The sequence below is a fragment of the Streptomyces sp. NK15101 genome, assembly GCF_020400725.1.
Lineage (GTDB): Bacteria > Actinomycetota > Actinomycetes > Streptomycetales > Streptomycetaceae > Streptomyces.
In genome coordinates, this window is the sequence record NZ_JAINVG010000029.1 from 50,119 (window position 1) to 76,297 (window position 26,179).

Below are 26,179 nucleotides of genomic sequence, written 5' to 3' on the forward strand. Positions count from 1 at the left end.
AACCGAGACTGCGTACTGACCGCCCCACGTGGGGCGGTTCGAACCGACCCAGCGCTCTTGGAGGGGCAATCGTGGAGCCGGTACCGGTACTGATCGTGGGCGCGGGCCCCATCGGGATGATCGCCGCCCTGGCGCTCGCCCGGCAGGGCGTCCCCTGCGTCCTCGTCGACCAGGGCGTCGAGACCTCCGTCCATCCCAAGCTGGACTACGTCAACAGCCGCAGCATGGAGTTCCTCCGCCGGCTCGGCATCGCCGACGACATCCGCGCGGCCGGCGTCGCCCCCGAGCACCGGGCCGACGTGATCTGGTCGACCGGCCTCGCCGGCGAGCCGATCACCACCTGGGACCTTCCCTCGGTGGCCGAGGAACGGCGGCGCATCACCGAGCGGAACGACGGCACCCAGCCGGCCGAGCCGGGCCAGCGCATCTCCCAGATCGAGCTGGAGCCGGTGCTGCGCGCGCACTGCCGGCGCGAGCCCCTGGTCGAGCTGCGCTGCGGCCTGCGGTTCGACACGCTCACCCAGGACGACGAGGGCGTGACCAGCACCCTGGTCGACACGATGACCGACGAGCAGGTCCCGCTGCGCTCCCGGTACGTGATCGGGTGCGACGGCGCGTCGAGCCGGGTCCGCGACGTCGTGGGCATCGGCGAGGAGGGCTTCGACGTCCCCGGGCTGCCCGGCGCCTTCATGGTGCACTTCAAGAGCCGGGACCTGGACACCCTGCACCGGCACGGCCGGTTCTGGCACTACTTCGCCTTCCGGTACGTCATCATCGCCCAGGACGAGGTGGACACCTGGACGGTCCACGTCAACGGGCAGGACCCGGCCGAGTTCGACACCCCGCCGGCCGATCCGGAGGCCTTCCTGCTGGAGACGCTGGGCACCGAGCTGAAGATCGACAAGGTGCTGCTGACCTCCCGCTGGCGACCCGGCTTCATGATCGCGGACCGCTACCGCGCCGGACGGGTCCTCCTCGCCGGCGACTCCGCCCACCGCATGTTCCCCACCGGCGCCTATGGGATGAACACCGGCATCGGCGACGCGATCGACGCGGCCTGGAAGATCGCCGCCCTGGTCAAGGGCTTCGGCGGCCCGGCGCTGCTGGACAGCTACCACGACGAACGCCGCCCGGTGGGCCTGCTCAACATGCACACCTCGCACCGGCACCTCGGCGTCCACCTGAAGGCGGGAACGCTCCTGCGCGAGGGCGCCCCGCCGGAAGCCGTCGCCGCCCACCTCGACGCCGAGCGGGGCGAGAACGAGTACCGGGGGATCGAACTCGGCTACCGCTACCGCGACTCGCCCGTCATCTGCCACGAGGACGGTCCCGAACCCGCGTGGAGCCCCCGGGAGTACACGCCGACGACCTGGCCCGGAAGCCGCCCGCCCGGTCTCCTCGTCGAGGACGGCACGCCGATCCTCGACCGCTTCGGACCGTCCTTCACGCTGGTCGACTTCGCCGGCGACGGCCGCGCGCGACCCCTCCTCGACGCGGCGGCCGCCCAGGGGCTGCCGGTCGCCCACACCGTGGTCACCGACGCCGGTGCCCGGCGGATCTGGGAACGCGACCTGGTCCTCCTCCGGCCCGACCACCACGTGGCCTGGCGCGGGAACGAGCCGCACCCGGACCCGGCCGCCGTGATCCGGCGGGTGAGGGGCGCCGGGTGAGGCCTTCGACCACCGCCCCGTCCCGCGTCCGCGCCGCACCCCGGCCTCCGGCCGGCGACCCGACGGCGCGCGGACGCGCCTAGGACCCGTCCGCGCGCCCAGGGCCCGCCCGACCGTTCCCGTCGGGTCCGGCCCGCCCGGCCCGCACGCACGCCCAGGGCCTGTCCGACCATCGCCGTCGGATCCGGCCCGCCCGGCACACACGATCGCCGGCGACGGCGGCTCACCACGCGCCGTCGCCCTGCCTCACCCGGCCTCGCCGCCCGCACACACAGCGCGAAGACGTGATGTGCGGGCGCCGGCCGCCGGGACACGCCATCCGCACTCCTCCACCGGGCGGTGCTGATCCTCGACAGGAGCACACATGCAGCCATCAGGCGTTACGGCGGACGTCACCCACGGCGGGCCGTGGGAGGGCCGACCGGCGGCACAGCAACCGGAGTGGCGGGACCACGCCGCGTACGACGCGTCCTGCCGGACCCTGGAATCGGCTCCGCCCCTGGTGCCGGCCGCGGAGATCCGGCAGCTGCGGTGGTCGCTGGCGGACCTGCTGACGACCGACGCCCTCCTGCTCCAGCTGGGCGACTGCGCGGAGAGCCTCTACGAGTGCACGCCCCGACACACGGCGCAGAAACTCCAGGTCATCGACCGGTTGGGAGGCCGGTTCAGCGAGCTCACCGGCCGGCGCGTCATCCAGGTCGGCCGGATGGGAGGACAGTTCGCCAAACCCAGGTCGCAGGCGACCGAGAACCACGGCGAACTGGTGATCCCCTCGTTCCGGGGGCACATGATCAATTCCGAGCTCGCCGTGCCGCAGACGCGGCAGCCCGACCCCCGGCGCATGGTGTGGGCCTACGAGGCCGCCGCCGCCGTGCAGCAGACGATGCGGGCGCACCGCCGGGGAGACGGGCGGCCGCCGGCCACCGACGGACCGTGGTCGAGCCACGAGGCCCTGGTCGTCGACTACGAGTCCCGGCTGGTCCGCCGCGACCCGGACACGGGCGAGCTGTACCTGGGCTCGACCCATCTGCCCTGGGTGGGGGAGCGGACGCGCCGCCCGGACCAGGCGCACGTCACCCTGCTCTCCGCCGTCGTCAATCCCGTGGGGTGCAAGATCGGGCCGACCGCGAGCATCGACGACGTCCTGGGCGTGTGCGAGGCGCTCGACCCGCGGCGTGAGCCCGGCCGCCTCGTCCTGATACCGCGGATGGGCCATCACCGCATCCAGCAGGCCCTGCCGCCCGTCGTCCGCGCGGTGGCGAACGCCGGGCACCCGGTGGTGTGGCTGAGCGACCCCATGCACGGCAACACGGTGAAGACCGGCTTCGGCCTCAAGACACGCCATCTCACCGATGTGATCACCGAGGCGCTGAGGTTCCGCGACATCGTCGAGGGGCTCGGGCAGCACGCCGCCGGACTCCACCTCGAGGTCGCGGCCGACGACGTGACGGAATGCATCGGTGGACCGGTGGAGAACGAGGACGGACTGCAGCGGCACTACACCACGCTGTGCGATCCGAGGCTCAACGCCGACCAGGCCACCGAGCTCATCGAGGCGTGGGCCAAGGGAGCGGAGACGGTTCGTTCCTGAAGGAGCCCCGCCGGGTTGCCACACCGACCGGATCCATCTCCGGAAGCAGCGCGTTCGACATAGGAGGCGGCGATGACGGAATCGATTCCCCTGGTGTGCGCGAGTCTGGGCGAGCGGGAACTTGCCGCCGCCGCCGAGGTGTTCTCCTCCGGCCGACCCGCGGGCCGGGGCCCGCAGGCAAGGGCGCTGGAGGCGGAGCTGGCCCGCCGCCTCCGGATCCGGACCGGCGAGGCGGTCGCGGTGAACGACGGCGGGGATGCGCTCCGGTTGGCCCTGCTCGGGCTCGGCGTCGGGCCGGGCGACGAAGTGATCGTCGCCGACTACGCGTTCTCCGTGCCCGCCCACGCGGTGCGCCGGGCCGGCGCCGTCCCCGTCTTCGCCGACGTACGCTCCGACACGGCCACCGTGGACCCGTGGACGGTCGCGGATCTGATCGGTCCCCGGACGGTGGGCGTGATCGCGGCCGACACCGCCGGACTGCCCGCCGACTACACGGAGCTGAGGTGGATCACCGACCGCCACGGTCTGTTCCTCGTCGAGGACGCCGCCTGCGCGGTGGGCGCGAGCTACAAGGGACGCGAAGCGGGCACCCTCGCACCGGTGGCCCGCCTGTCCTTCCACGGCCACCAGGGGGCACTGCTCATGTGCGATCCGGACTTCGCCGCCACCGTGCGGACCCGGGCGGCACTCGGCATCGAGAACCCCTCCGACCAGCCGGAGTTCACCGGGACCGGCCACGACCACACGCTGTCCGACGTCGCCGCCGCGATCCTGCGGGTACAGCTGGCCCGGACGAACGAGCTGCTGCGGCGCCGGCGCGCCGTCGCGGCGCGCTACGCCGACCTGCTCGTGGACGACGAGCTCGTCTCGCTGCCGTACGTGCCGCAGAACCGCTGCCACGCCTGGCAGTCCTACCTGGTGACGCTGGACCCCGGTGTGGACCGCGCGGCGGTCGCCGCCGAGCTGAGGGCGCGGGGCATCGGCTGCGGACCCGGCGCGTGGGCGACCCATCTGCAGCCCGTGTACGCGAAGACGAAGCACGCCTGCCCCGTCTCGGCGGACCTCTCCCGGCGCAACCTCGCCCTCCCCATGCACGCCGAACTCACCCCGGACCAGGCCGAACGCGTCGCGGCCGCTCTGAGAACGGCGCTGCGCGGCCACGGGCGCGCCCACCCGCCCCGCCCGTCTTCCGGGTGAAGAAGCATGGCCAGGAAATACGGAGGCCGGGGACTTTTCCCTGGAATTCCCATGTCGCGCCAAGGAGGGCGACACCGCCGAGGTGCGGGTACACGGAGTGGTTTTCCAGGCTACGCGTCGGCGCGCGACTTGTCGAAGAGTTGACGCTCTTCTGACATTTCCCGGATATTCGTCGGGCGCCGCGCATAAAAGTGACGTTCCCTGACCTCGACCTGAATGTTCGAATCTTGCCCGCTTCAGAAATGCGAATGAGAATGTAAAGACAAGCCGGCCCGCGAAGAAGAACTTCAGTAAACCGTTCGTGGAGGAGCACGGTGAACCGAGAACTGAGCGCATCCGAAGGCGCCCCCTACGCACAGATCATGGGTGTGGGCGCGTATCGCCCGCGTCGGATCGTCGACAACGAGGAGGCATGCCGACTCATCGATTCCTCGGACGAGTGGGTGCGTTCCCGCACCGGGATCGTCACCCGGCGGTGGGCGGGTCCGGACGAGACCCTGGGGGTGATGGCGGAGCAGGCCGCCCTCAAGGCCGTCGCGGCCGCGGGTCTCAGCCCCGCGGACATCACCTGCGTCATCGCCGCCACCTTCACCCACCTCAAGCAGACGCCGGCGATCGCGACGGAGATAGCCCATCGGATCGACGCCAAGGGAGCGGCGGCCTTCGACGTGTCGGCGGGCTGCGCCGGTTTCGTCCACGGCGTCGTGCTCGCGGCCGACTCCGTCCGCAGTCGCGGCGGACACGTCCTGGTCGTCGGCGTGGAGCGGATGACGGACCTGCTGAACCTGCGCGACCGCTCCACCGCCTGCATCTTCGGGGACGGTGCCGGCGCCGTCGTGATCGGGCCCGCCCGGACCCCCGGCTTCGGTCCGGCGGTCTGGGGCGCGGACGGGTCCCAGGCGGACGCGATCGAGCAGAGCGTTCCGTGGGACGCGCTCAGGAACGGCGCCGACGAGCACGAGTTCCCGTATCTGCGGCAGGAGGGCCAGCGGGTGTTCCGCTGGGCCGCCTACGAGATGGCGGAGGTCTCGAAGCAGGCGCTGGCGGCCGCGGGAGTGACGGCGTCCGACCTGGACGTCTTCATTCCGCACCAGGCGAACGTCCGCATCATCGACACGATCGCGAAGCGCATCGGCCTGCCGGAGAGCACCGTCGTCGCCAAGGACATCGTGACGGCCGGCAACACCTCGGGCGCCTCCATCCCGCTCGCCCTGGAAGCGGTGCTGGCGTCGGGGCAGGCCCGGAGCGGAGACCTCGCCCTGCTCGTGGGGTACGGGGCGGGCCTGTGCTACGCGGCGACCGTCGCCGTCCTTCCGTAGCCGGCCCGCCGCTCGGCGCAGCAGGGACGTCAACCCTCCGACGCGGCGCCGGACTCCGGTTCGGCGTACGCGGCGCCGTACCGGCCCAGCTGGAAGCCGACGCCGCGCACGGTCATGATCCATCCGGGGGAGCCGAGCTTGCTGCGGATGCTGCTGATGTGGGTGTCGACGGTCCGCCGAGACCAAGCGCCGCCCCACACCTCCTGCATGATCCGCTTCCGCGGCACGACGGCGTCGGGCTGCGAGGCGAGAAGGCGCACCAGGTCGAACTCCTTGCGGGTCAGGTCGACGGGGCGGCCGTCCAGCCTGACCTGACGCGCGGACACGTCGATGAGCAGGGGCCCGTGCGAGATCACCGACGGGGTCGCCGGTGGCGTGTGGCCCCGGCTGCGGCGCATCACGGCTTCGATGCGCGCCATGAGCTCGCGGAAGCCGTACGGCTTGACGAGGTAGTCGTCGGCTCCGGCCTGCAGGCCCAGGACCCGGTCGAGTTCGCTGCCGCGTCCGGTGACGGCGATGAGGGGGACGGCGCTGTCGGCGCGGATGCGCCGGCAGATCTCGAGACCGTCGAGATCGGGCAGGTCGAGATCCATGAGGACCATGTGGGCGCGCCCGTACGAGTCCAGGGCGGCCATGCCCGTGGCGACCCGCTCCGCCTCGTGCCCCTGCCGCAGCAGGTTCTTCACCAGCGCGTCCGCGCACGCCGCGTCGCCGTCCACCACGAGGATGCGCCAGGCGACGGCCGACCGTGCGACGTGCTCCGCGGTGAAGGCCCACGGGTGTTCCGGCTGCTCCGGCCGATGGCGTTCGGGCCCGTCGCCCGTCAGCGTCAGGTGTGGACGATTGCCGACAGTGTTCACGCTTCCCCCTCGTCGGGATTGCCGCGCGGGAATCCGGCGGACCCGCTCACGCCGCTCCCGGCTCGGGTGTCGTCCCCGACCGCTGTTCCAGCTCCTGTGCGAACTCCAGCCACGCCCCGGCGCACGACCGGGCCAACTCGGCGACGGAGTCGCGCCAGTGCGGTGGCACGGCATCGATCAGCTCGCCCCACTCGACCGGCTCGATCACATGGCCGTCGACCCACCGGACGAAGGCGCGGCCGTTCTCCGCGTACCGCACCGCGGGATCCCTGCTCAGACTGCCCAGCACCGAGCGCCAGTCCGCGCTCTCCGGGGCCCTGCCCGCGCCGTGCCGCTGCGACTCGGACGGATCCGGCTCCTGGTCGGCGCCGCGCCGCGCGCCCAGGAACGGGCTCCGGCCCGCTCGCAGGCGTTCCCGCACGTCCCGGGCCGTCCCCACCGAGACGCCGGCCTCCCGGGCGATGGCCCGCAGCGGCGCGTCGGGATTCATGGCGATGACCTCGCTCGCCCGCCGCCTGCCCGCCGCACCGTCCAGCGGACGGACCCGTCCGTCCCTCCCCACCCGGCTGATCTCCTGCGCGGCCGGGACGCGGGAACGACGCCGGATCACCCCCACCGTCGTGTGGGACAGCCCGGTGGCGGCGGCGACGGTCCGGTCCGACCACTGCGGGTGGTTCACGAGGATCCGGCCGGCCGCGGCCTCGCGGTCCGCCAGGGAGAGCGGCAGCCCGTGCTTGATGTTGGCCTCGACGGCTCGGAGGAACGCCTCGCTGTCGTCCCCCTCGAAGAACGTGACGGAGATGCTCTCCTCGCCCCGCAGCAGCGCGGCCCGCACCCGGTGCATGCCGTCGATCACCCGCATCGTGCTCCGCTGCACGAGAATCGGCGGAAGCCCCCGGGCCGCGGCCAGCAACTCCACGTGGTCGGGGTTCTCCCCGGTCAGCCGCGGCGAGTCGGCCGGCCGCAGCGAGGAGATCGGCACCAGCACGGGGGCCGTCTTTTTCTCTTTCCGTGCCGGAAATTCGCCGTCGGGAGAGTTGTTTTTGAATATCGAAGCCTCTACATTGCTCCACATACGTCCACTCCCTTTTCGGAAGGTGCGGCCGGGCGTGCACGGCAGACGGTCCCGCGGCGGCCGGCCGTGGCTCGGGTCCGGCACCGCATGGATTTTCCAGCATCGGGAATCTGCCATGCGCATCATGTCCATCAGGTCAGGACACGGGCAACAGCGCCAGGGCTCCAAGGTGGGTAGTGACCACTGCTCGATCGGGTAGTGGACGCGCCGGGTTCCGCTCCCCGGAACCGCCGCTTGACGCGGGAGAACACATCGGCTGCGACACACCGTAATCCCTGGGAATTCCCCTCGCACGCGGGGCCGGAAAATTGACGGAAACCCCCACAGGGCTTTACGGCTTCTGCTCGAAGAGGCCTCCGAAACGAAACCCGACCGCCCACCGGCAACCGCTCCCCCCACCGGCAACCGCTCCGCCCCCGGACGGCGACCCGCCCCGGGCGAGCCGTACGACACCGAAGCCTCAAGGCCACGGGCGCTCGGGGCCCCTCAGGGCAACGCGTTCGAACCTGCGCACACGGCTCCGGGCGCGTGTGTCCCACGGACGGCCCTGAACGAAGAGCGCCGGCCGCCACTTCAGGGGCCGTCTCGGCCATCCACGCACGCCAGTTGTCAGAGGGCCCGCTCGCCATGACTGGAAGGCATGTCCGAATACTGACGACCCACCGGCCCGCCCACTTTCCCACTGGACGGCGCTGGGCCGCGTGCCGGGGAGTTCAGCTGCGTTAACGAGCGGCTGCCCCCGGCGGCAGCGGCCTTCCGGTCTTCGGCAGACGCCGGCGAACGATGCCGGACGAGACGGGACCGCATGGCCCGGAGCACCCGAGGCGGTGTCCGACCCCGATGCCATCATCCTCGGGTGCTGAAGATCCCCGGATACATGGACGGCCCTCTGGTTCAAGGCTCTGCATACCTGGACGACCCGTTGTTCTGGCCCGTGCACCTCGGCACCTCCCTGCGCGGTGAAGACGCACAGAGAGCCGCGTTCGGCGCCGACCGGGACGCGGCCATGGAGTTGTGCCGCGCGTTGTCCGCCGAGCGCGCGTGGCCGGTGTTCAGCGTGCCTCTGTGCTCCGGGCACACGATCCACGTGATCTACCGCAACATCGAGGGAGAGCACGGGGTGGACTACCTGGTCCATCACCCCGCGTGGCCGGCAGCGGAGACCGTCGCTGTGGACGACGGCCACTTCATGGGGCCCGGCATGGCCTGGCCGGAGCTGCTGTCCGCTGCCCGGCAGCCGGCCACAAGGGGCATCGACGACCCCGATGCCCGTCTCCTGCTGCTCTTCCCGACACTCGGCGACGCACTGCTTCCCGACGACGCAAGCGTTGCCCTCACCGCCGCGCTTGCCGCTCTCACTGTGATCGAAGAGCCCGCCGAGGTGGCGGGCATGCTCCTTGAGAAGCAAGGCCAATGGGCCCCCGCCCACTGGAGACGGGCGGACGGCGTCTGGATCAACGACGGAGGTCACTCCTATCGAAACCCGGGCAACGCCTTCGCCCTGCCCCGAGGCCGCCTTCGGGAGATCAGCAACGCCCTGAACTGCGGGGGAGCGACGGCTCACCGGACATCAGGCTGACGCTCTGAGCTTCAGAACCACCGACACCGCCGGCACCGCCTCGTCGTACTCGCCCGGGTCTCCAGCCGCAGGCGGAGCCCACCGGACGGGCAGGCTTCCGTCAACCGCAAGAGCCCCGGTTCGGAAGATCTCCTCCGCAGATCCGGGCTCACCCGCACCTTTGCTGACTCGGGCAGAAGAGGCGATGTCTCTAGTGGTCCCGTGACTCCCCGCCCAGCTCCGACCGATCGGCCGCACGGGGCACGTGGCGACTTCCGCCGCGCGGACCGCGTGGGGCTCACACCCCGAACCTGCGTCCCGCCTCCCCTGGAGCCTCCCTCCCGAAGGCCCCGGGCGGGCGGTACAGTGCGCGCCGTGGACATACCTGACCGGTTCGTCTGGATCGCCCTCGGCCTGGCCGTCTTGCAGGCCCTCGCCCTCGTCCCCGTCGTCCGCCGGCTACGCGGAGCCGACCCCGCGGTGCGCTCGAAGGCGCGTCTCGACCTGCTGGATACCGTCGGCGGCATGCTGTTCCTCAGCGGCCTGCTACTGAGCCTCGTGGTGGCGGAATCCTGGTTCTGGCTCTCCCTCGCCGGCTTCGTGCTCGTGGCCGCCGTCCACGCCGTGAAGGGCGTCCACCTGCTCCGCGCCCGCCGCCACCCCACAGGCTGATCCGAAAGACAGGGCCCAGGCCACCCTCGCCCTGGCTCCCCTCCGTCTGCCGTCGCCCCAGACGCCGTGTCTGCTCGGCTCTGCCTGGGCCTACGGCAGACGGGAGGGGAGCCCTACCGCCACGCCCCACAGGCCGGTACCCGCGTACGGCGCCCCCGCCATCCCGGAACCGGAGCGGGTCGCAGACAGCAGCGCAGGCCGGGGCGACGGGCCGTGCGCGCCGCGTCGTGCGCGGCGCGTGCCTTGATGAGGTAGAGAAACCTATGAGGTAGAGAGATCTGTGACAGCCCCCTCGGCCTCGCGCTATGGACGTCATCTCACAGCGGGAAGTCATGAGCGGGGCGAAGGCCGATGGAGTACGTCAATCTTGATGCGCAGGCCGGCGACCTGTCAGGGGTCTTGGACGCGGCTCCCTACCTGGAGCGTCTGCCCTCGATCGTTGGTGATCTGCCGCCTGGGGCCCGGTCCTTCGCCGCTGACGCAGACCACTACGACTTCCAGAGCAAGCGCTGTGTGAAGGATCTGGCGCTTCGAGCTGTCCGGGGCAACGGCTCATCGACGGTTCGGCGAATGGTCGAAGGCGCGGGCGTGGGCCAGGCTCCACCGCGTGGCGCTCGACGAGCTCGGCGCCCGCGGCGAGCTGGACCGGTCCCGCTGCGCGATCGACTCGGTGAACGTGCGGGCCTTGAAAAGAGGGACCTGACCGGTCCGGATCCTGCGGACCGGGGCAAGTACGGTTCGAAGATCCACTTGATCACCGACCGTGGCTGACCGCTCGATCCGGCACGGATCTGCCACGCACGCGCACGGAACCGGTTTCGTCGAAGCCGCGTCTGACGGCCAGGAAGGGGGCGGCGTGACAGCTCAAGACAGGGCCCGTCGTCGCTGCGTGGCGGCTGTTTCGATTCGCGCGCGGCTCGTCGCGGTAGCGCTGACATCCTTGCTGGTTGCCGGTTGCGGCATGCTGAACGATCCAGTCAAGGAACGCTGGAAGTCTAGAACCGAGTTCTCAAGTTGTGGCGAGGTGAGCCTGGATCAGGGCGAAGAGATGCAGAAGCAGGCGGCGCGGGAAATCGTCTGCCTCCAGCGAGCCCTCGAGAACGGCGAGAGCGCGGAACTGAAGGTGACCTATCCCACCGTGGAGGGTGACCCGATTCGCGAGTACTACCGCTTGACGCCGCAAGGCAGGCTTGAGGTGTACACCGACAGCACAGACGATCACTACTCGGACCAGAAGTGGTCGTTCGCCGAGTGCTACACCCCGGAATGGTTGGCTGAGGTTTCCTGCGATCTATGACCAGCGCCAACAACCCCATCTGGCGCGATGAGGTCGTCCATTGCCTCCCGGCAACCGACTGGAACCATCCCGCCAGACGCTTTCACGCTGAGCGATGGTTGGAGCATCGGTATTCAGGCGGTGCGGACGCGAGGCGGCCGATGGCCAGTGGTCAGGCAGAGGTCTTGAAAGCCGTCGTGGCGCGAGTCACCGTGGGTTCAAATCCCACATCCACCGCGCAGGTGAACGGCCCCTGACCAGGTGACTCGGTCAGGGGCCGTCGTGCTGCGCGCTGTTCGACGCCGACCCTCGTTCCCCGGTACTCCCCGCTCGATGGGGCGCGAGGCACTTGTTACGCACCGATCAACCTGGGACGGCCTTCTGGGCGTCCGTACCGAAGGATGCGCGGGAGGACTTCACGCATCCGAGCCAAGTCCTCTGCCGGGGCACGAAGCAGTGCCTCGATGACGGGGTCCGTCAGTCCGAGGTCGTCCAGCGACTCGGGGTCCAAGGTCACCCGCAGCACGTCGTCGTCCAGTTGTACTTCGCGTACGCAGCCGTAGGCGGTGCCCTGGTCGGGCGTGACGAGGCAGTGCGTGTCCATGCCCAGGGACACCTCTTGCGCGTCGGGCTCGTTGAAGTCGCACATGAACATGAGCGAGAAGCCGTCCTCGTCGCCCGACTCGGCCACACCTGCCATCAGACAGTCGTCCATTGCGGGATCATCGAACCCGCACGCAAGCAATGCCGTGAACCTGTATGTCATGCAGGCGTTCTAACACTGAGGACTGACGGTCGATGGGACGACCAGTGAGGCGGCGACGTTCCTCTCCCACCACTCACCCCGACTCCCGTCCCGCCTGCCCGGTGCCGTGTCTGCTCGGCTCTGCCTGGGTCGACGGCAGACGGAACGGGAGTTCCCACCGCCACACCCCACCGGCCGGCACCCGCGCACGGGCCCCCTCCATCCCGAAGCCGGAGCGCCCCCCGCCGGAGGCACCATCTTTGTCCTGCGGCTACCCCTCTACGTCGCGCTTCGCAGGTTCACCAAGCTGCTCGCCCGAGTGTGGGCCGGTTCTCGATTGCCCGCTGCACGTGGCGCCCCGCCGTAAAGGCGGCGCGCTCCCGCGCCGTGTACGGGTCTTGACGGCCGTCAGGAAGTGGCGAACCGGCGCATCGAGGACCTGTTGCACGAGTACGAGTGAGCGCCCCTGCGCGCCAGCCTCATGGCCCCTGGACCTGTCCGGGGGCCTTCACCGTTCCTGGGACCGACCTGCGCCGATGCCCCGAGAATCTGTCCACGAATAGCCCACGGACCCCGACATACGGCCGCTCGCCCCGGCACACGCCTGCACATGCAACAAGACCCCGCGTCCAGCGTTACCGCTGATCACGGGGTCTCTTGGCACTTCCTGCGAAGTGCCCCCGGCAGGATTCGAACCTGCGCACACGGCTCCGGAGGCCGTTGCTCTATCCCCTGAGCTACGGGGGCGTCCGCCGTGTTTCTCGGCGACGGGTAGAACCCTACCAGCTCTCCGGGCGTGCCTGTGAACAGGTATTTCCGGGGCGTCACCGGGGGGTCCGTCCCCCGCACGGGTCAGAAGTGGGTAAAACCCGGACGCAGCCGTGCGGGGCGGCCTACTCTCGTTCGTGTGTCAGGCGTGTCCGGTCGGGTGCTCGTTGTCGATGACAACAAGGTGATCCGCCAGTTGATCAGGGTCAATCTCGAACTCGAGGGGTTCGAGGTCGTGACCGCGGCCGATGGTGCCGAGTGTCTGGATGTCGTACATCAGGTCTGTCCTGATGTCGTCACCCTGGACGTCGTCATGCCCCGCTTGGACGGGATAAAGACGGCCGAGCGGCTGCGGGCCGACCCGCGGACCAGTCATCTGCCGGTGGCGATCATCAGCGCCTGCGGCGAGCACGAGGTCGGTGGGGTCTCCTCCGGTGTCGACGCGTTCCTCGCCAAGCCCTTCGAGCCCTCGGAGCTCGTGCGCGTGGTGCGGCAGTTGATGCACCGCGAGCGGCGGGAGCGTCCCGGGGCGGCCGGGCCCGACGGGGGAGAGGAACCCGCCGCAGTCGAGGGGCTGAAGGAGCAGGGCACCTGGCGTGCCGGGAGCGCGCACGGGGTGGTCTGAGCCGGAGCGACGCCGGAGCGGCACGGAGCGTTCCGGATCTTGACGGCCGCGGTCCCGCATGGCGAAACCGGTTCGCGTTCCGACCCCCCTCCTCCCCTAGGCTGGTCCCGTGACCCCCGCGGACCTCTCCCTCACCGTGCAGCACGCCGTGCGCCGTGCGGTCGACGACGGTGCGCTGCGGGTCGACGTCCCCCCGCGGGTGAAGGTGGAGCGGGCCCGGCCCGGTGGGACCGGGGAGTACGCCAGCAGCGTCGCGCTCAGTCTGGCCCGGCCCGCCGGGCGCGCCCCCCTCGACGTCGCGGAGATCCTCCGGGAGCGGCTCCGTGAGAGCCCCGGGATCCTCGCCGTCGACATCACCGGGCCCGGGTTCCTGAACTTCACCCTCCGTGCCGATGCCGGTGGTGATCTCGTACGTGCGATCCGGGGCGTCGGGCTCGCGTACGGACACGGCACCGCCCTCGCCGGAACCGTCGTGCGGTTCGCCGAGCCGGCCCCGGGGCGCGCCTCGGTCGTGACCGAAGTCGTGCTGCGGCTGCTCCGGAGCCAGGGGGCCGACGCCTCCTTCGGCGGGGACGAGCGGATCCCCGTGCGGGGCGGGGAGTACCGGCCCGACCTCCTCGGTGCCGATGCGGCCCGGTGGGCCGTGCTGCGGGCCGCGAGCCGTGATCGGGTCCTCGACGGGCCGCCCCTCCTCGTCCAGCACGAGCGCAACCCCCTCTTCCGCGTGCGGTACGCCCACGCCCGGGCCCGGCGGCTGCTCGTCAACGCGCTGCAGCTCGGCTTCACCCCTTCGTACGACGCCGACGTCCACGCACCCGAGCTCCTCGGCGTCCTCGGCGACCACCCCGTCGTCCTCCTCGCCGCCGCCCGCCACCGCGCCCCCGACCGGGTCGCCCGGCACCTGGAAGCCACCGCCGACGCGCTGCTCGCGTTCCAGCACACCGTGTTGCCGCTCGGCGACGAGAAACCCTCGGCCGCCCACCGCTCCCGGCTCGCGCTCGCCGAAGCCGCCGGGACGGTGCTCGCCGGTGGCCTGTCCCTGCTCGGCATCAGCGCACCCGACCAGATCTGAAAGAGCCAGTCGTCATGAGCCGTTCCGCCCACCCCGCCGGGCCCCGTCACGCCGATGTCCTTCCCGAGGGGCACTACTCCGCCCCGCCGGCCGACCTCAACCAGCTCGACCCCAAGGTCTGGGCCCGGACGGTGAGCCGGGACGAGCGCGGGGTCGTCACCGTCGGCGGGATCGCGGTCGACGCACTCGCCGAGGAGTTCGGCACTCCCGCCTACTTCCTCGACGAGACCGACTTCCGCGCCCGCTGCCGCGCCTGGGCCGAGGCCTTCGGCAAGGACGCCGACGTGTTCTACGCCGGCAAGGCCTTCCTCTCCCGCGCCGTCGTGCGGTGGCTCGAGGAGGAAGGGCTCAATCTCGACGTGTGTTCCGGGGGTGAGCTCTCCACCGCGCTCTCCGCCGGGATGCCCGCCGAGCGGATCGCCTTCCACGGGAACAACAAGTCCGAGGGCGAGATCCGCCGGGCCGTCGAGGCCGGGGTCGGGCGGATCGTGCTCGACTCCTTCCAGGAGATCGTGCGGGTCGCCCATGTCGCCCAGTCCCTCGGGAAGCGGCAGCGGGTGCAGATCCGGGTCACCGTCGGTGTCGAGGCGCACACGCACGAGTTCATCGCCACCGCCCACGAGGACCAGAAGTTCGGCATCGCCCTCGCCGGCGGGCAGGCCGCCGAGGCCGTGCGGCGGGCCCTCAAGCTCGACGGCCTCGAGCTCATCGGGATCCACTCCCACATCGGGTCGCAGATCTTCGACATGGCCGGCTTCGAGGTGTCCGCGCGGCGCGTCGTCCAGCTGCTCGCCGAGGTGCGGGACGAGCACGGGGTCGAGCTGCCCGAGATCGACCTCGGGGGTGGGCTGGGAATCGCGTACACCTCCGAGGACGACCCGCGCGAGCCGCACGAGATCGCCAAGGCGCTGAGCGAGATCGTCACGCGGGAGTGCGAGGCCGCCGGCCTGCGGACTCCCCGTATCTCCGTGGAGCCCGGGCGGGCCATCGTGGGCCCCACCGCCTTCACCCTCTACCGGGTCGGCACCGTCAAGCCGCTCGAAGGGCTGCGGACGTACGTGAGCGTCGACGGCGGCATGTCGGACAACATCCGCACCGCGCTCTACGACGCCGAGTACAGCGTGAGCCTCGTCTCGCGGACCAGCGAGGCCGAGCCGATGCTCTCCCGCGTCGTCGGCAAGCACTGCGAGAGCGGCGACATCGTCGTGCGGGACGCCTTCCTGCCCTCGGACCTGGCGCCCGGCGACCTCATCGCCGTGCCGGCCACCGGCGCGTACTGCCGCTCCATGGCCAGCAACTACAACCACGCGCTCCGGCCGCCCGTCGTCGCCGTCCGCGACGGCGAGGCGCGGGTCATCGTCCGGCGCGAGACGGAGGAAGATCTCCTGCGTCTCGACGTCGGCTGATGAAATAGTCGAGTGATGAAATAGATGTCTCAGGATCCGGACGGGGGGCTGAAACCCCCGTCCGGTGAGTGAGACTGGTTCCACCGTAGAAATACGACGACGAAGTAGTACGAGAAACGAGGTCGGATGATGCGTACGCGTCCGCTGAAGGTGGCGCTGCTGGGCTGTGGAGTGGTCGGCTCAGAGGTGGCGCGCATCATGACGACGCACGCCGACGACCTCGCCGCGCGCATCGGCGCGCCGGTCGAGCTCGCCGGTGTGGCCGTCCGCCGGCCCGACAAGGTCCGCGGGGGCGTCCCCGCCGAGCTGATCACCACCGACGCGACCGCCCTGGTCAAACGCGGGGACATCGACGTCGTCGTCGAGGTCATCGGCGGGATCGAGCCGGCCCGCACCCTCATCACCACCGCCTTCGAGCACGGCGCCTCCGTCGTCTCCGCCAACAAGGCGCTGCTGGCCCAGGACGGCGCGAGCCTGTACGCCGCCGCCGAGCAGCACGGGCAGGACCTGTACTACGAGGCCGCCGTCGCCGGCGCCATCCCGCTCATCCGGCCGCTGCGCGAGTCCCTCGCCGGCGACAAGATCAACCGGGTGATGGGCATCGTCAACGGCACCACCAACTTCATCCTCGACAAGATGGACACCTCGGGCGCCGGGTACTCCGAGGCGCTCGACGAGGCCACCGCGCTCGGTTACGCCGAGGCCGACCCGACCGCCGACGTCGAGGGCTTCGACGCCGCCGCCAAGGCCGCCATCCTCGCCGGGATCGCCTTCCACACGCGCGTGCGCCTCGACGACGTCTACCGCGAGGGCATGACCGAGGTCACCGCCGCGGACTTCGCCTCCGCCAAGCAGATGGGCTGCACCATCAAGCTGCTCGCGATCTGCGAGCGGGCCGCCGACGGCGGGTCCGTCACCGCGCGCGTGCATCCCGCGATGATCCCGCTCAGCCACCCGCTCGCCTCCGTCCGCGAGGCGTACAACGCGGTCTTCGTCGAGGCGGAGGCCGCCGGGCGGCTCATGTTCTACGGCCCCGGGGCGGGCGGTTCGCCGACCGCCTCGGCCGTGCTCGGCGACGTCGTCGCCGTCTGCCGCAACCGTCTCAACGAGGCGACGGGCCCCGGCGAGTCCGCGTACACCCAGCTGCCCGTGAGTTCCATGGGCGAGGTCGTCACGCGGTACCACATCAGCCTCGACGTGGCCGACAAGCCGGGCGTCCTCGCCCAGGTCGCGACGGTCTTCGCCGAGCACGCCGTATCCATCGATACGGTGCGCCAGCAGGGCAAGGACGGCGAGGCCTCCCTCGTCGTCGTCACCCACCGCGCGCCCGACGCCGCCCTCTCCGGGACCGTCGAGGCGCTGCGCAAGCTCGACACCGTGCGCGGTGTCGCCAGCATCATGCGTGTTGAAGGGGAGTAAGGACCCATGACCCACAAGGGCACCCACCAGTGGCGCGGCATCATCGAGGAGTACCGGGACCGCCTTCCGGTCACGGACACGACGCCGGTCGTCACGCTCCGTGAGGGCGGCACGCCGCTCGTCCCCGCTCAGGTCCTCTCCGAGCGCACGGGCTGCGAGGTGCACCTCAAGGTCGAGGGCGCCAACCCCACCGGCTCCTTCAAGGACCGGGGCATGACCATGGCCATCACCAAGGCCAAGGAGGAGGGCGCGCAGGCGGTCATCTGCGCGTCCACCGGCAACACCTCCGCCTCGGCGGCGGCGTACGCGGTCCGTGCCGGCATGGTCTCGGCCGTCCTCGTGCCGCAGGGCAAGATCGCGCTCGGCAAGATGGGCCAGGCCCTCGTGCACGGCGCGAAGATCCTCCAGGTCGACGGCAACTTCGACGACTGCCTGACCCTGGCCCGCAGCCTCTCCGAGAACTACCCGGTGGCGCTGGTCAATTCGGTCAACCCGGTCCGCATCGAGGGGCAGAAGACCGCCGCGTTCGAGATCGTGGACATGCTGGGCGACGCCCCCGACATCCACGTCCTGCCGGTCGGCAACGCGGGCAACATCACGGCGTACTGGAAGGGGTACCGCGAGTACGCCGAGGACGGTCTCGCCACCCACCGCCCGCGCATGTGGGGCTTCCAGGCCTCCGGCTCCGCCCCGCTCGTGCGCGGCGAGGTCGTCAAGGACCCGTCGACGATCGCCACCGCGATCCGCATCGGCAACCCGGCCTCGTGGGACTACGCGATCGCCGCGCGCGACGAGTCGGGCGGCTTCATCGACGAGGTGACGGATCGTGAGATCCTGCAGGCCTACCGCCTGTTGGCCGCCCAGGAGGGCGTCTTCGTCGAGCCCGCCTCGGCCGCCTCGGTCGCCGGCCTGCTGAAGGCCGCCGCGCAGGGCAAGGTCGACCCCGGCCAGCGGATCGTCTGCACGGTCACCGGCAACGGCCTCAAGGACCCCGACTGGGCCGTCGCCGGCGCGCCGCAGCCGGTCACCGTCCCGGTCGACGCCGCGGCCGCCGCCGAGCGCCTCGGCCTGGCCTGAAAACAGCCCGGCCTCACCGGTTCCTGATCAGGTGAAACCCGATCAGGAACCTACATAGGTGCACAGGATGGCTCGCGACACGCATCGTGCGCCTCCTGTGCGCCCTATGTCGCCACAGAACCTTCCTTCGATAGGCTGTACCGAACCCGCCCCGACGCATATGCGCGGTGTCGTTGCCGTTGTCGCCTCCGCGGCCGAAACGGCCCCCGGGTCCCCGAGTACTTCTCTTGAATACCCGTTGTCTGAAACACCGTTTTCGCGATCAAGGAGAGTCAACGAGCGATGGCCGGTCCAGCGTTCCGCGCCGCCGCCGTACGGGTGCGCGTCCCCGCCACCAGCGCCAACCTCGGCCCGGGCTTCGATGCCTTCGGCCTGTCGCTGGGGCTCTACGACGACGTCGTCGTCCGGGTCGCCGACTCCGGGCTGCACGTCGACATCGCCGGTGAGGGCGCCGAGACGCTCCCGCGCGACGAGAGTCACCTGCTCGTACGCTCCCTGCGCACGGCCTTCGACCTGCTCGGCGGGCAGCCGCGCGGCCTCGAGGTCGTCTGCGCCAACCGCATCCCGCACGGCCGCGGCCTCGGCTCCTCCTCCGCCGCCATCTGCGCCGGCATCGTCGCCGCCCGCGCCGTGACCATAGGCGGGGACGCCAGGCTCGACGAGGCCGCCCTGCTGGAGCTGGCCACCGAGATCGAGGGCCACCCCGACAACGTCGCCGCGTGTCTGCTCGGCGGATTCACGCTCGCCTGGACCGAGTCCGGTGCCGCGCGGGCGATCAGGATGGACCCTTCGGATTCCATCGTTCCGGTGGTTTTCGTCCCCGGAAAGCCCGTACTGACCGAGACCGCCCGCGGACTCCTGCCGCGCACCGTCCCGCACGTGGACGCCGCCGCCAACGCCGGGCGCGCCGCCCTCCTCGTCGAGGCCCTGACCCGCCGCCCCGAGCTGCTGCTCGCGGCCACCGAGGACCGGCTGCACCAGGAGTACCGGGCCCCCGCGATGCCGGAGAGCATCGCCCTGGTGAACCGGCTGCGCGCGGACGGCGTCCCCGCGGTCATCTCCGGCGCGGGCCCCACGGTCCTCGCGCTGGCCGAACACGGGACGGCCGACAAGGTCGCCCGCCTCGCGGGCGAGGGCTGGGCCGCGAACCGGCTCGACCTCGACGCGTCCGGAGCGAGTGTCCTGCCGCTGGCGCCCTAGGCGCGCGGCGGCCGGGGCGCCGGGCAGCGCCTCGGACAGGAGATTGCCGGTGAGGGAGAGGGGGAATGTTTGTTGGAGCCGGTAGTGTTAACCTCAAGTCTGCACCCGACCTCTTTGTGGAGCGGTGCGGAGTGTCCCCATCAGGGACCACCATTCTTCCGGGAGCCTCCCCAACTGCCTGAGCAGCCTGCCTGAGCAGTTTCGAGCACGCTCCGGAACCGGCACGACACCCCTCGCTCTTCTACAGTGAGGGCCGAGCAGGGGGCGCTCGGGCCGGACCACAGCACGTTTTCTCTCCGCCGTACCCGGCGGGACCACCGCCCCGGACACGGTCCACGAACCAGGACCCTGCCGGACAGCACAACCGGTCGCCGAGCCAGATGGCCGACGTCCGCTCCAGGGAAGGACCCTTCGTGAGCGACACCACCGATCTGATGGGCGTGACTGCCGACAACAGTGTCGACACCGCCGCGCCCGCCGCAGGTGCCACCGGCACCGCACGGCGCCGCCGCTCCGGCACCGGCCTCGAGGGCATGGTCCTGGCCGAGCTGCAGCAGGTCGCGTCCGGCCTCGGCATCAGGGGCACCGCGCGGATGCGCAAGAGCCAGCTGATCGAGGTCATCAAGGAGGCGCAGGCCGGAGGCTCCGCCGCCCCCGCCAAGGCCGCCGACGCCGCCGAGGCCAAGCCGAAGCGCCGCGCCACCTCCAAGACCCGCACGGGCGAGGCCGCCGAGGCCGCCGCTCCCAAGGAGGAGAAGGCCGAGAAGGCCGTCGCCCAGCAGCAGATCGACATCCCGGGCCAGCCGTCCCCGAAGGCCTCGGCCGCGCTCGACCAGGGAGCCGGCGACGAGGCCCCGGCCGGCGAGCGCCGTCGTCGCCGCGCCACCGCCCCCGCCGGTTCCCCGGAGGGCGAGGCCAAGGCCGAGGCCGTCCAGGTCGTCAAGACCGAGGCCCGCACCGAGACCCGCGAGGTCAAGGCCGAGCCGCAGGCCGACGCCAAGGCCGAGGCCGTCGCCGACGGCGCCGAGGGCCGCGGCCGTCGCGACCGCGGCGAGCGCGGGGAGCGCGGCGACCGCCGTGACCGCCGTGACCGTCAGCGCGACCGCAAGGGCGACGAGCAGCAGGGCGGTGGCCAGGGCGGCCAGCGTCAGCGCCAGGGCGGCCAGGGCCAGGGACAGGGCGGCCAGGGCCAGCAGGGCGGCCACCGGCTACGCGACCCAGAACGGCGGGACCACCGGCGGCGCGGGCGGACAGAGGGTCCGGGCCACCACGGGGACCGCGATCCACGCCGCACTGTGCGCCCGCGCCACCAGCAGCACCCCGCTCATCATCGAGGTCGAGGGCACGATCAACCACGCCAACACCGCCAAGGTGTCGGGCACCGGCTGCAACACCGCCGACGGGGTGATCGAGCTCAAGCAGATCGGCAACGTCACGCTCGTCGGTGTCGGCAGCGGTGCCGTCTTCGACCAACTCGGCATCCACATCCGTGAGTCGAGCAACATCATCGTCCAGAACGTGACCGTCCGGAACGTCAAGAAGTCGGGCTCGCCCACGTCCAACGGCGGTGACGCCATCGGCATGGAGAGCAATGTCCGCAACGTCTGGGTCGACCACGTCACCCTGGAGGCGTCCGGCGGGGAGTCCGAGGGCTACGACGGCCTCTTCGACATGAAGGACAACACCCGGTACGTGACGCTCTCCTACAGCATCCTGCGCAACTCCGGCCGTGGCGGGCTCGTCGGCTCCAGCGAGACGGAGCTCTCCAACGGCTTCATCACGTACCACCACAACCTGTACGAGAACATCGACTCCCGCGCTCCCCTGCTGCGCGGCGGCACCGCCCACATGTACGACAACCACTACCTGCGCCTGAACGAGTCGGGCATCAACTCCCGTGCCGGTGCGCACGCCAAGGTGGACAACAACTACTTCGAGGACTCCAAGGACGTCCTCGGCACCTTCTACACCGACGCGGCCGGCTACTGGCAGGTCGGCGGCAACGTCTTCGACAACGTGACCTGGTCGAGCCCCGGCAGCGAGTACCACCCGGCCGGACCGGACCCGCGGTCGAACACCACGGTGAGCATCCCGTACGCCTACGTCCTCGACGACGCGGCCTGCGTACCGGACATCGTGAGCCGGACGGCGGGCGCCGGCAAGGGCCTGCTGGTGTCGGACGGCAACTGCTCGCCCCAGACACCCACGCCCACGTCGACACCGACACCGACACCGACACCGACACCCACACCCACACCCACACCCACGGCGACCACCCCCACCCCCACCCCCACCCCAACGTCCACCGCGCCGACCGGGACGAACCTCAGCATCGGGGCCGGCTCGGACGGCTCCAGCAAGGCCACCGGCACGAGTTACGGCAGCGTGCGGGACGGCGACATGAACACCTACTGGTCGCCGGCCGGCACGACCGGCTCCGTGTCGATCAAGTGGGGCACCGCCACCGCCGTTTCCGTGATCGGGATCCGGGAGACGGCGGGCGCCACGGGCCGCATCGGCTCCTGGCGGGTCGTCAACGCCGACACGGGAGCCGTCCTGGCCTCGGGCAGCGGGGCGGGCGTCATCACGTTTCCCCGGACCTCGCCGAGCAAGATCACCTTCGAGATCACCGGCTCGACCGGAACGCCGCAGGTGGCCGAGCTCGAGACCTACGCCGGCTAGGGGGTGTCCAGCGGATCATGGTCGGTCACCGTGCCGATCGACCTCTCGCTGACATGCGGCTCGCGGGTGGTGGTGGAGCCGCACGCGGCGAAGGAGAAGGCACGGCCGGCGTCCTGCACGCGCGGTTGACGCGAACGAACGGCCCGTGCCGCACACGTCGTGCGGCACGGGCCATCGGTCGGGTCACGGCACCCGTCACCGGAGGGTCAGGGTTCGACGGTGACCGTCGACCAACCGCGGTAGAGGGTGTGGTCCGACAGCTTCAGGTAGTCGCCGTTGGAGGCCCTGGCGGCCAGATCCTGGTCGTACGTGATGGACGTGCGCGCGGCATCGTCGAAGTACATCGCGTAGGGAGCGGCGCTGAGCGTCGCGGCTCCGGCGGCCTCGGAGAAGAAGAGGTAGTCGATCTTGCTGTTGCGCGCCTCCGTCGGGGACACGTCGACGACCGTGGACTGGCCGCTCCGGCAGGTCTCTACTTCCTGGGACTTGACGCAGTCCGGGACCGGCTGAGTCCAGAGGGGGGGCTCGGGGCCGTCGGGGTCGCGGTCGTCGGTGGTGTCGGCTTCGAAGAACCGGCCGATGCCGCCGCCCGGCGCGGCGGTGGAACGGTAGAAGCTGTCCAGGACCGGGACCTTGTCCGGCTGCGGAACCGCGTTGAAGTCCCCGCCGACCACGACGACCTTGCCGGCGTCGATGTCGTCGTCGAGTTCGGAGGCGAGACGCGCCGCCTGGGCGGTGCGCGCCCGGTGGCCGATGCCCTTGGCGTCGTTGTAGGCGTACAGGTGCGTGCTGCAGCCCTTCACCTTGCCGGGGACGCCGTCCAGGGTCACGTCGTGACAGAGGGCGTTGAACGTCCGCGGCAGGGAAAGCGGCTTGCCGCTGTTGTCGACCTGGTGGTTCTCGCCGCCGAGGGAGATCTCCTCCTTCGCGCCCAGCGCCCCACGGGCACCGAGGACCTGGCCGACCCAGCAGCGCCTGTCGTCGTTGTTCGGGTCGCTGTCCATGTTCACGGAGCAGTTGGACAGACCACAGCTCGGGTAGTTGGTGAGCATGGGCGTGAAACTGAACTCGTAGGTGCCCGCGTACGTGCTCTGGAACCACTCGAACTGCGAGTAGCACACCTCCTGCAGCATGATCAGGTGCGCCGGCGGCTGGAACTTCGCGATCTCTTGCTGGACGAGGTGCAGCCGGTCGGTGGCGCCCCCGTTGCACATGCCACCGCACATGTTGAAGGTGATCGCCCGGAGCTGGACCTGGGTTCCGGGCCCCGTCACCCATGTTTCCGCGCCCGCCGTCGTGCGCTTCGTCTCCGTCACCGCCGGGCGGTCGGCCCGCAGCAGGTCCGCCCCGCTCTGGGCCAGGCCCGCCATCAGGACGACGGAGAGGGCGACCACGAAGGCCGCCAGGATCCCGCGTATTCTCATCGCTTCCCTTGTGTCGGAATCGGCAAAGGCGATGATCTTAAGCGCCACGTGAACATGCCACGTTCGGTGGGGGCCGGTCAGGCACTGTCCGGCGGCTCATGAGCGGAGCCGTAGCCGGATCGCTGCCGCGGCGTCTGCGATGGCGGGCGGGGACTTCGGTGAACCTGGGCGCGTCGCCCCGCTGTTCGGCCTTCGCGGAACGCCCGGACAGCGTGCCCGGCTGCGGTCGGGGAGCTGCTGCGGTCGAGGCGGGAGGTCAGTCGGATACCCGGGGCGGCGATCGAACGCGTGGAGGTGCGCGGACCCCGTGGACGTACACCCGCCGTCGTCCTGACCGGACAGGAGTCGGACGCGGCGCGGACCCACCGGTCAGCCGGGTTCCGTGGACGCGGGAGACCCCGACGCGTCGTACGTCTGCTTGTTCACGGACGCCGAAGGGGCCCCGTGCGCGTACCGGGGTACGAACGGGGGCGCGACGAGGAGGAGATCGTCTACGATCCGCGGAACCCGGGCGTCAACCGACTGCGACACCGCAACGCCGCGCAGTTCGCCGCCGGGCCGGCCTTCCTGCTCGTACCCGTCCTTCCCCTGGTGGGCGGCGGCGTGGCCCTCGGTCTGGTGGCGCTCGCCGACCTGTTCGGCTTCGGGTCGTTCACGGTGTTCCAGGTGTACTGATCGCGGGAGTTTCCGGCACCGTCCTGCTCTTGAACGGGGCGAAGGCATGCGGCGGGGCCGGAAAAAGGGGGCCGCGCGGGCCGGCCCCTGGGCCGGCCCGCTCACGTCCTGGGCGGCAAGGGCCCCGGCTCGAAGGCGATCCGCATTGGGCTCTGCCGCCGCGGCCTCCCGCACGCGATCCCCGGACGGGCCGGTCGGGTCCGCAGCCTGATCCGGCGCGGCAGCCACGGCGGCCGGCCTTCGATCGTGAGGTCTACGGGCACCGCAACGTCGTGGAAGGGTGTTTCACCCGCCTCAAGCGGTGGCACGGCATCGCCACCCGGCACGAGAAGACCGCCGGGTCCTGCAAAGCCGCCGTCACTCCTGCATCACTCCCGATGCGGGCGTGACATGTGACGACACCGCCTGGCGCTTCACGTTCCGGCGCGTCGCGGCGCTCGCCAGTGCGCGGAGCAGGCGGACGTACGGCGACCACCGGGCCGGGCGCCGCACGGTGCCGGTGCAGGCGAGCTCGGCGCGGTCGAGGGCGTCCTCCAGGCAGGCGTCGTGCAGTGGGCGCCAGGCCAGGGGCCAGGTCAGACGGGCCGGGCCCCTGGGGGTCATGGCGAGGGTGTGGTGCAGCGTCGTGCGGTCGGAGCCGGCGGGGAGCACGGCCAGTTCGTGGAAGCCCTGGAAGCCGCGGGGACCGGTGAACTCGAAGCGGATCCAGCGCCCGGGCGCGTACCCGGCCACGGTGTAGCGCACCGGCCCGTGACCGCCCACCGCGCCGGCTCCCAGCGGGCGGTCGAACTCCATCGGCGCCCAGGCGGCGCCCGGCCAGAGCCGGTCGCCCTCCCCGCTCGCCAGGGTGTCGATGAGTGCGCCGACCTCGCTCTCCGCCACGGGCAGCAGGCGCTCGTGCACGTTGTGGACGCCCATGCGTCCCTCCCCTCAAGAGTATTGGAGACCTCTCTCCAATTAATTGGAGAGTACTCTCTGATTCATGGTGAGACCACCCCGGTTCGACACGGACCAACTCCTCGACGCCGCCGTCCGCCTCGCGGCCTCCGGCGGACCTCACGCCGTGACCATGTCGGCCGTCGCCCAGGCCGTCGGCGCGCCCAGCGGCTCGGTGTACCACCGCTTCGCCGGGCGCACGGTGCTCCTCGCCGAGGTGTGGCTGCGCACGGTGGAGCGTTTCCAGGAGGGTTACCTCGCCGTCCTGACCGAGGAGCCCGATCCGCACCGGGCGGCCCGCACGGCCTCCCGGTACGTGGTGGCCTGGTGCCGCGAGAACCCGCACGAGGCGGTCCTCCTCCTCTACGGCGCCTCGGACTTCGGCCGCGCCGACTGGTCCGAGGAGCACGGCCGGCGCGCCGACGCCGGCAACAGCCGGGTGTTCGCCGCCCTGGCCCGCCTCGCGGAAGCCCTGGGCGCCCGGGACGAGCAGGCCCGGGACCGCGTCGCCCTGGCGCTCGTCGACCTCCCGCTGACCGTGGTCCGCCGCCACCTGCGCACGGGCGGCACCCTGCCGCCTCACGCCGAGGACCTCACCGAGCAGTGCACGACGGCACTCCTGACCTAGGTCCTGTCGTCGACCCCCGCCTGTCCCGCGGCGCCGTGCACGCGCTCTCGCCGCACCGGGCACAGGTTCGAGTACGTTCAGTACGAGGACTCGTGCCCGGCGTGCCGGGAGCACGCACCCGGCGCCGCGGGGTCGCCCTCCGGGCGACGACGGGAGTTCGACCTCGGTGCCTCGTACGCGCTCGTGCGGGAGGTGTGGCGGCTCCGCACCGGGCCGACCCCCCGACGAGCGACGCCGTGCCGGCCGGCATCGTGTGCGCACACCAGCACGCGGCCGATCGACGGGGCCACCGCCTGCGGTGCGG

General features: G+C 71.2%; 21 protein-coding genes, 1 tRNA gene and 2 pseudogenes. 18 read left to right on the forward strand and 6 right to left on the reverse strand.

Annotation, left to right across the window (positions count from 1 at the left end; all coding sequences use genetic code 11):
* The first annotated feature begins 71 nt into the window (after positions 1–71).
* The 4 genes from K7G60_RS17665 to K7G60_RS17680 all read left to right on the forward strand — a co-directional run bounded on the left by K7G60_RS17665 (position 72) and on the right by K7G60_RS17680 (position 5,777).
* Positions 72–1,670, forward strand: a complete 1,599-nt coding sequence (locus K7G60_RS17665; RefSeq protein WP_225801882.1) for an FAD-dependent monooxygenase — start codon at positions 72–74, stop codon at positions 1,668–1,670.
* A 364-nt stretch (positions 1,671–2,034) separates the two neighbouring features.
* Entirely contained in the window at positions 2,035–3,261 is a 1,227-nt protein-coding gene (locus K7G60_RS17670; protein WP_225801883.1) for a 3-deoxy-7-phosphoheptulonate synthase, read from the forward strand.
* A gap of 72 nt (positions 3,262–3,333) precedes the next feature.
* Positions 3,334–4,458 (forward strand): DegT/DnrJ/EryC1/StrS aminotransferase family protein, encoded by a 1,125-nt coding sequence (locus K7G60_RS17675; RefSeq protein WP_225801884.1) that lies wholly within the window; start codon positions 3,334–3,336, stop codon positions 4,456–4,458.
* Between the two features lie 314 nt (positions 4,459–4,772).
* Positions 4,773–5,777: a beta-ketoacyl-ACP synthase III gene (locus tag K7G60_RS17680; RefSeq protein WP_225801885.1), complete on the forward strand. Its 1,005-nt coding sequence runs from the start codon at positions 4,773–4,775 to the stop codon at positions 5,775–5,777.
* A gap of 29 nt (positions 5,778–5,806) precedes the next feature.
* Here the strand turns inward: K7G60_RS17680 and K7G60_RS17685 are convergent, their stop codons facing one another.
* Both K7G60_RS17685 and K7G60_RS17690 read right to left on the reverse strand, forming a co-directional pair.
* A complete protein-coding gene (locus K7G60_RS17685; protein ID WP_374115641.1) occupies positions 5,807–6,637 on the reverse strand; it encodes a response regulator transcription factor in 831 nt (276 codons plus the stop codon).
* Positions 6,638–6,683: 46 nt separating this feature from the next.
* Positions 6,684–7,625, reverse strand: coding sequence for a ParB/RepB/Spo0J family partition protein (locus K7G60_RS17690; RefSeq protein ID WP_225801886.1), 942 nt, complete (start codon positions 7,623–7,625; stop codon positions 6,684–6,686).
* 943 nt (positions 7,626–8,568) lie between these two features.
* On the opposite strand from K7G60_RS17690, the gene K7G60_RS17695 reads away from it, so the two are divergent.
* The 4 genes and pseudogenes from K7G60_RS17695 (at position 8,569) to K7G60_RS17710 (ending at position 11,239) form a co-directional block, all read left to right on the forward strand.
* A complete protein-coding gene (locus K7G60_RS17695; protein WP_225801887.1) occupies positions 8,569–9,291 on the forward strand; it encodes a hypothetical protein in 723 nt (240 codons plus the stop codon).
* A 354-nt stretch (positions 9,292–9,645) separates the two neighbouring features.
* A complete protein-coding gene (locus K7G60_RS17700; RefSeq protein WP_225801888.1) occupies positions 9,646–9,942 on the forward strand; it encodes a hypothetical protein in 297 nt (98 codons plus the stop codon).
* 529 nt (positions 9,943–10,471) lie between these two features.
* A pseudogene (locus tag K7G60_RS17705) lies at positions 10,472–10,707 on the forward strand (IS5/IS1182 family transposase); the annotation flags it as partial.
* Positions 10,706–11,239, forward strand: coding sequence for a hypothetical protein (locus tag K7G60_RS17710; protein WP_225801889.1), 534 nt, complete (start codon positions 10,706–10,708; stop codon positions 11,237–11,239). The pseudogene K7G60_RS17705 and the gene K7G60_RS17710, both read left to right, overlap by 2 nt.
* Before the next feature lie 331 nt (positions 11,240–11,570).
* On the opposite strand, the gene K7G60_RS17715 is transcribed toward K7G60_RS17710, so the two are convergent.
* The gene (locus tag K7G60_RS17715) at positions 11,571–11,984 is read right to left on the reverse strand and encodes an Imm10 family immunity protein (RefSeq protein WP_225801890.1); all 414 of its coding nucleotides are present in this window, start codon (positions 11,982–11,984) and stop codon (positions 11,571–11,573) included.
* 654 nt (positions 11,985–12,638) lie between these two features.
* Positions 12,639–12,710 (reverse strand) — tRNA-Arg (locus K7G60_RS17720).
* Positions 12,711–12,870: 160 nt separating this feature from the next.
* Here K7G60_RS17720 and K7G60_RS17725 point away from each other — a divergent pair.
* The 8 genes and pseudogenes from K7G60_RS17725 (at position 12,871) to K7G60_RS17760 (ending at position 22,212) form a co-directional block, all read left to right on the forward strand.
* A complete protein-coding gene (locus K7G60_RS17725; RefSeq protein ID WP_225801891.1) occupies positions 12,871–13,356 on the forward strand; it encodes a response regulator in 486 nt (161 codons plus the stop codon).
* 109 nt (positions 13,357–13,465) lie between these two features.
* A complete protein-coding gene (gene nrtL, locus K7G60_RS17730) occupies positions 13,466–14,428 on the forward strand; it encodes an ArgS-related anticodon-binding protein NrtL (protein WP_225801892.1) in 963 nt (320 codons plus the stop codon).
* Between the two features lie 14 nt (positions 14,429–14,442).
* Complete coding sequence (gene lysA / locus K7G60_RS17735) at positions 14,443–15,834, forward strand: diaminopimelate decarboxylase (protein ID WP_225801893.1); 1,392 nt, start codon at positions 14,443–14,445, stop codon at positions 15,832–15,834.
* A 126-nt stretch (positions 15,835–15,960) separates the two neighbouring features.
* A complete protein-coding gene (locus tag K7G60_RS17740; RefSeq protein ID WP_225801894.1) occupies positions 15,961–17,253 on the forward strand; it encodes a homoserine dehydrogenase in 1,293 nt (430 codons plus the stop codon).
* Between the two features lie 6 nt (positions 17,254–17,259).
* Positions 17,260–18,330 carry a threonine synthase gene (gene thrC / locus K7G60_RS17745; protein WP_225801895.1) on the forward strand — a complete coding sequence of 357 codons (1,071 nt, stop codon included), beginning with the start codon at positions 17,260–17,262 and terminating at the stop codon, positions 18,328–18,330.
* 282 nt (positions 18,331–18,612) lie between these two features.
* Complete coding sequence (gene thrB, locus K7G60_RS17750) at positions 18,613–19,530, forward strand: homoserine kinase (protein WP_015036193.1); 918 nt, start codon at positions 18,613–18,615, stop codon at positions 19,528–19,530.
* 533 nt (positions 19,531–20,063) lie between these two features.
* A pseudogene (locus K7G60_RS39415) lies at positions 20,064–20,114 on the forward strand (hypothetical protein); the annotation flags it as partial.
* Between the two features lie 544 nt (positions 20,115–20,658).
* Positions 20,659–22,212, forward strand: a complete 1,554-nt coding sequence (locus K7G60_RS17760; RefSeq protein ID WP_225801896.1) for a polysaccharide lyase family 1 protein — start codon at positions 20,659–20,661, stop codon at positions 22,210–22,212.
* 206 nt (positions 22,213–22,418) lie between these two features.
* Here K7G60_RS17760 and K7G60_RS17765 read toward each other — a convergent pair whose 3' ends face one another.
* Complete coding sequence (locus tag K7G60_RS17765; protein WP_225801897.1) at positions 22,419–23,636, reverse strand: endonuclease/exonuclease/phosphatase family protein; 1,218 nt, start codon at positions 23,634–23,636, stop codon at positions 22,419–22,421.
* A gap of 444 nt (positions 23,637–24,080) precedes the next feature.
* Here K7G60_RS17765 and K7G60_RS17770 point away from each other — a divergent pair, with 444 nt between their 5' ends.
* The gene (locus K7G60_RS17770) at positions 24,081–24,311 is read left to right on the forward strand and encodes a hypothetical protein (protein WP_225801898.1); all 231 of its coding nucleotides are present in this window, start codon (positions 24,081–24,083) and stop codon (positions 24,309–24,311) included.
* Positions 24,312–24,668: 357 nt separating this feature from the next.
* Here the strand turns inward: K7G60_RS17770 and K7G60_RS17780 are convergent, their stop codons facing one another.
* Positions 24,669–25,229 carry an SRPBCC family protein gene (locus K7G60_RS17780; RefSeq protein ID WP_225801899.1) on the reverse strand — a complete coding sequence of 187 codons (561 nt, stop codon included), beginning with the start codon at positions 25,227–25,229 and terminating at the stop codon, positions 24,669–24,671.
* A 64-nt stretch (positions 25,230–25,293) separates the two neighbouring features.
* Here K7G60_RS17780 and K7G60_RS17785 point away from each other — a divergent pair, with 64 nt between their 5' ends.
* On the forward strand, positions 25,294–25,875 hold the full coding sequence (locus K7G60_RS17785) for a TetR/AcrR family transcriptional regulator (protein WP_225801900.1): 582 nt from the start codon (positions 25,294–25,296) through the stop codon (positions 25,873–25,875).
* The last annotated feature ends 304 nt before the right edge of the window (positions 25,876–26,179 follow it).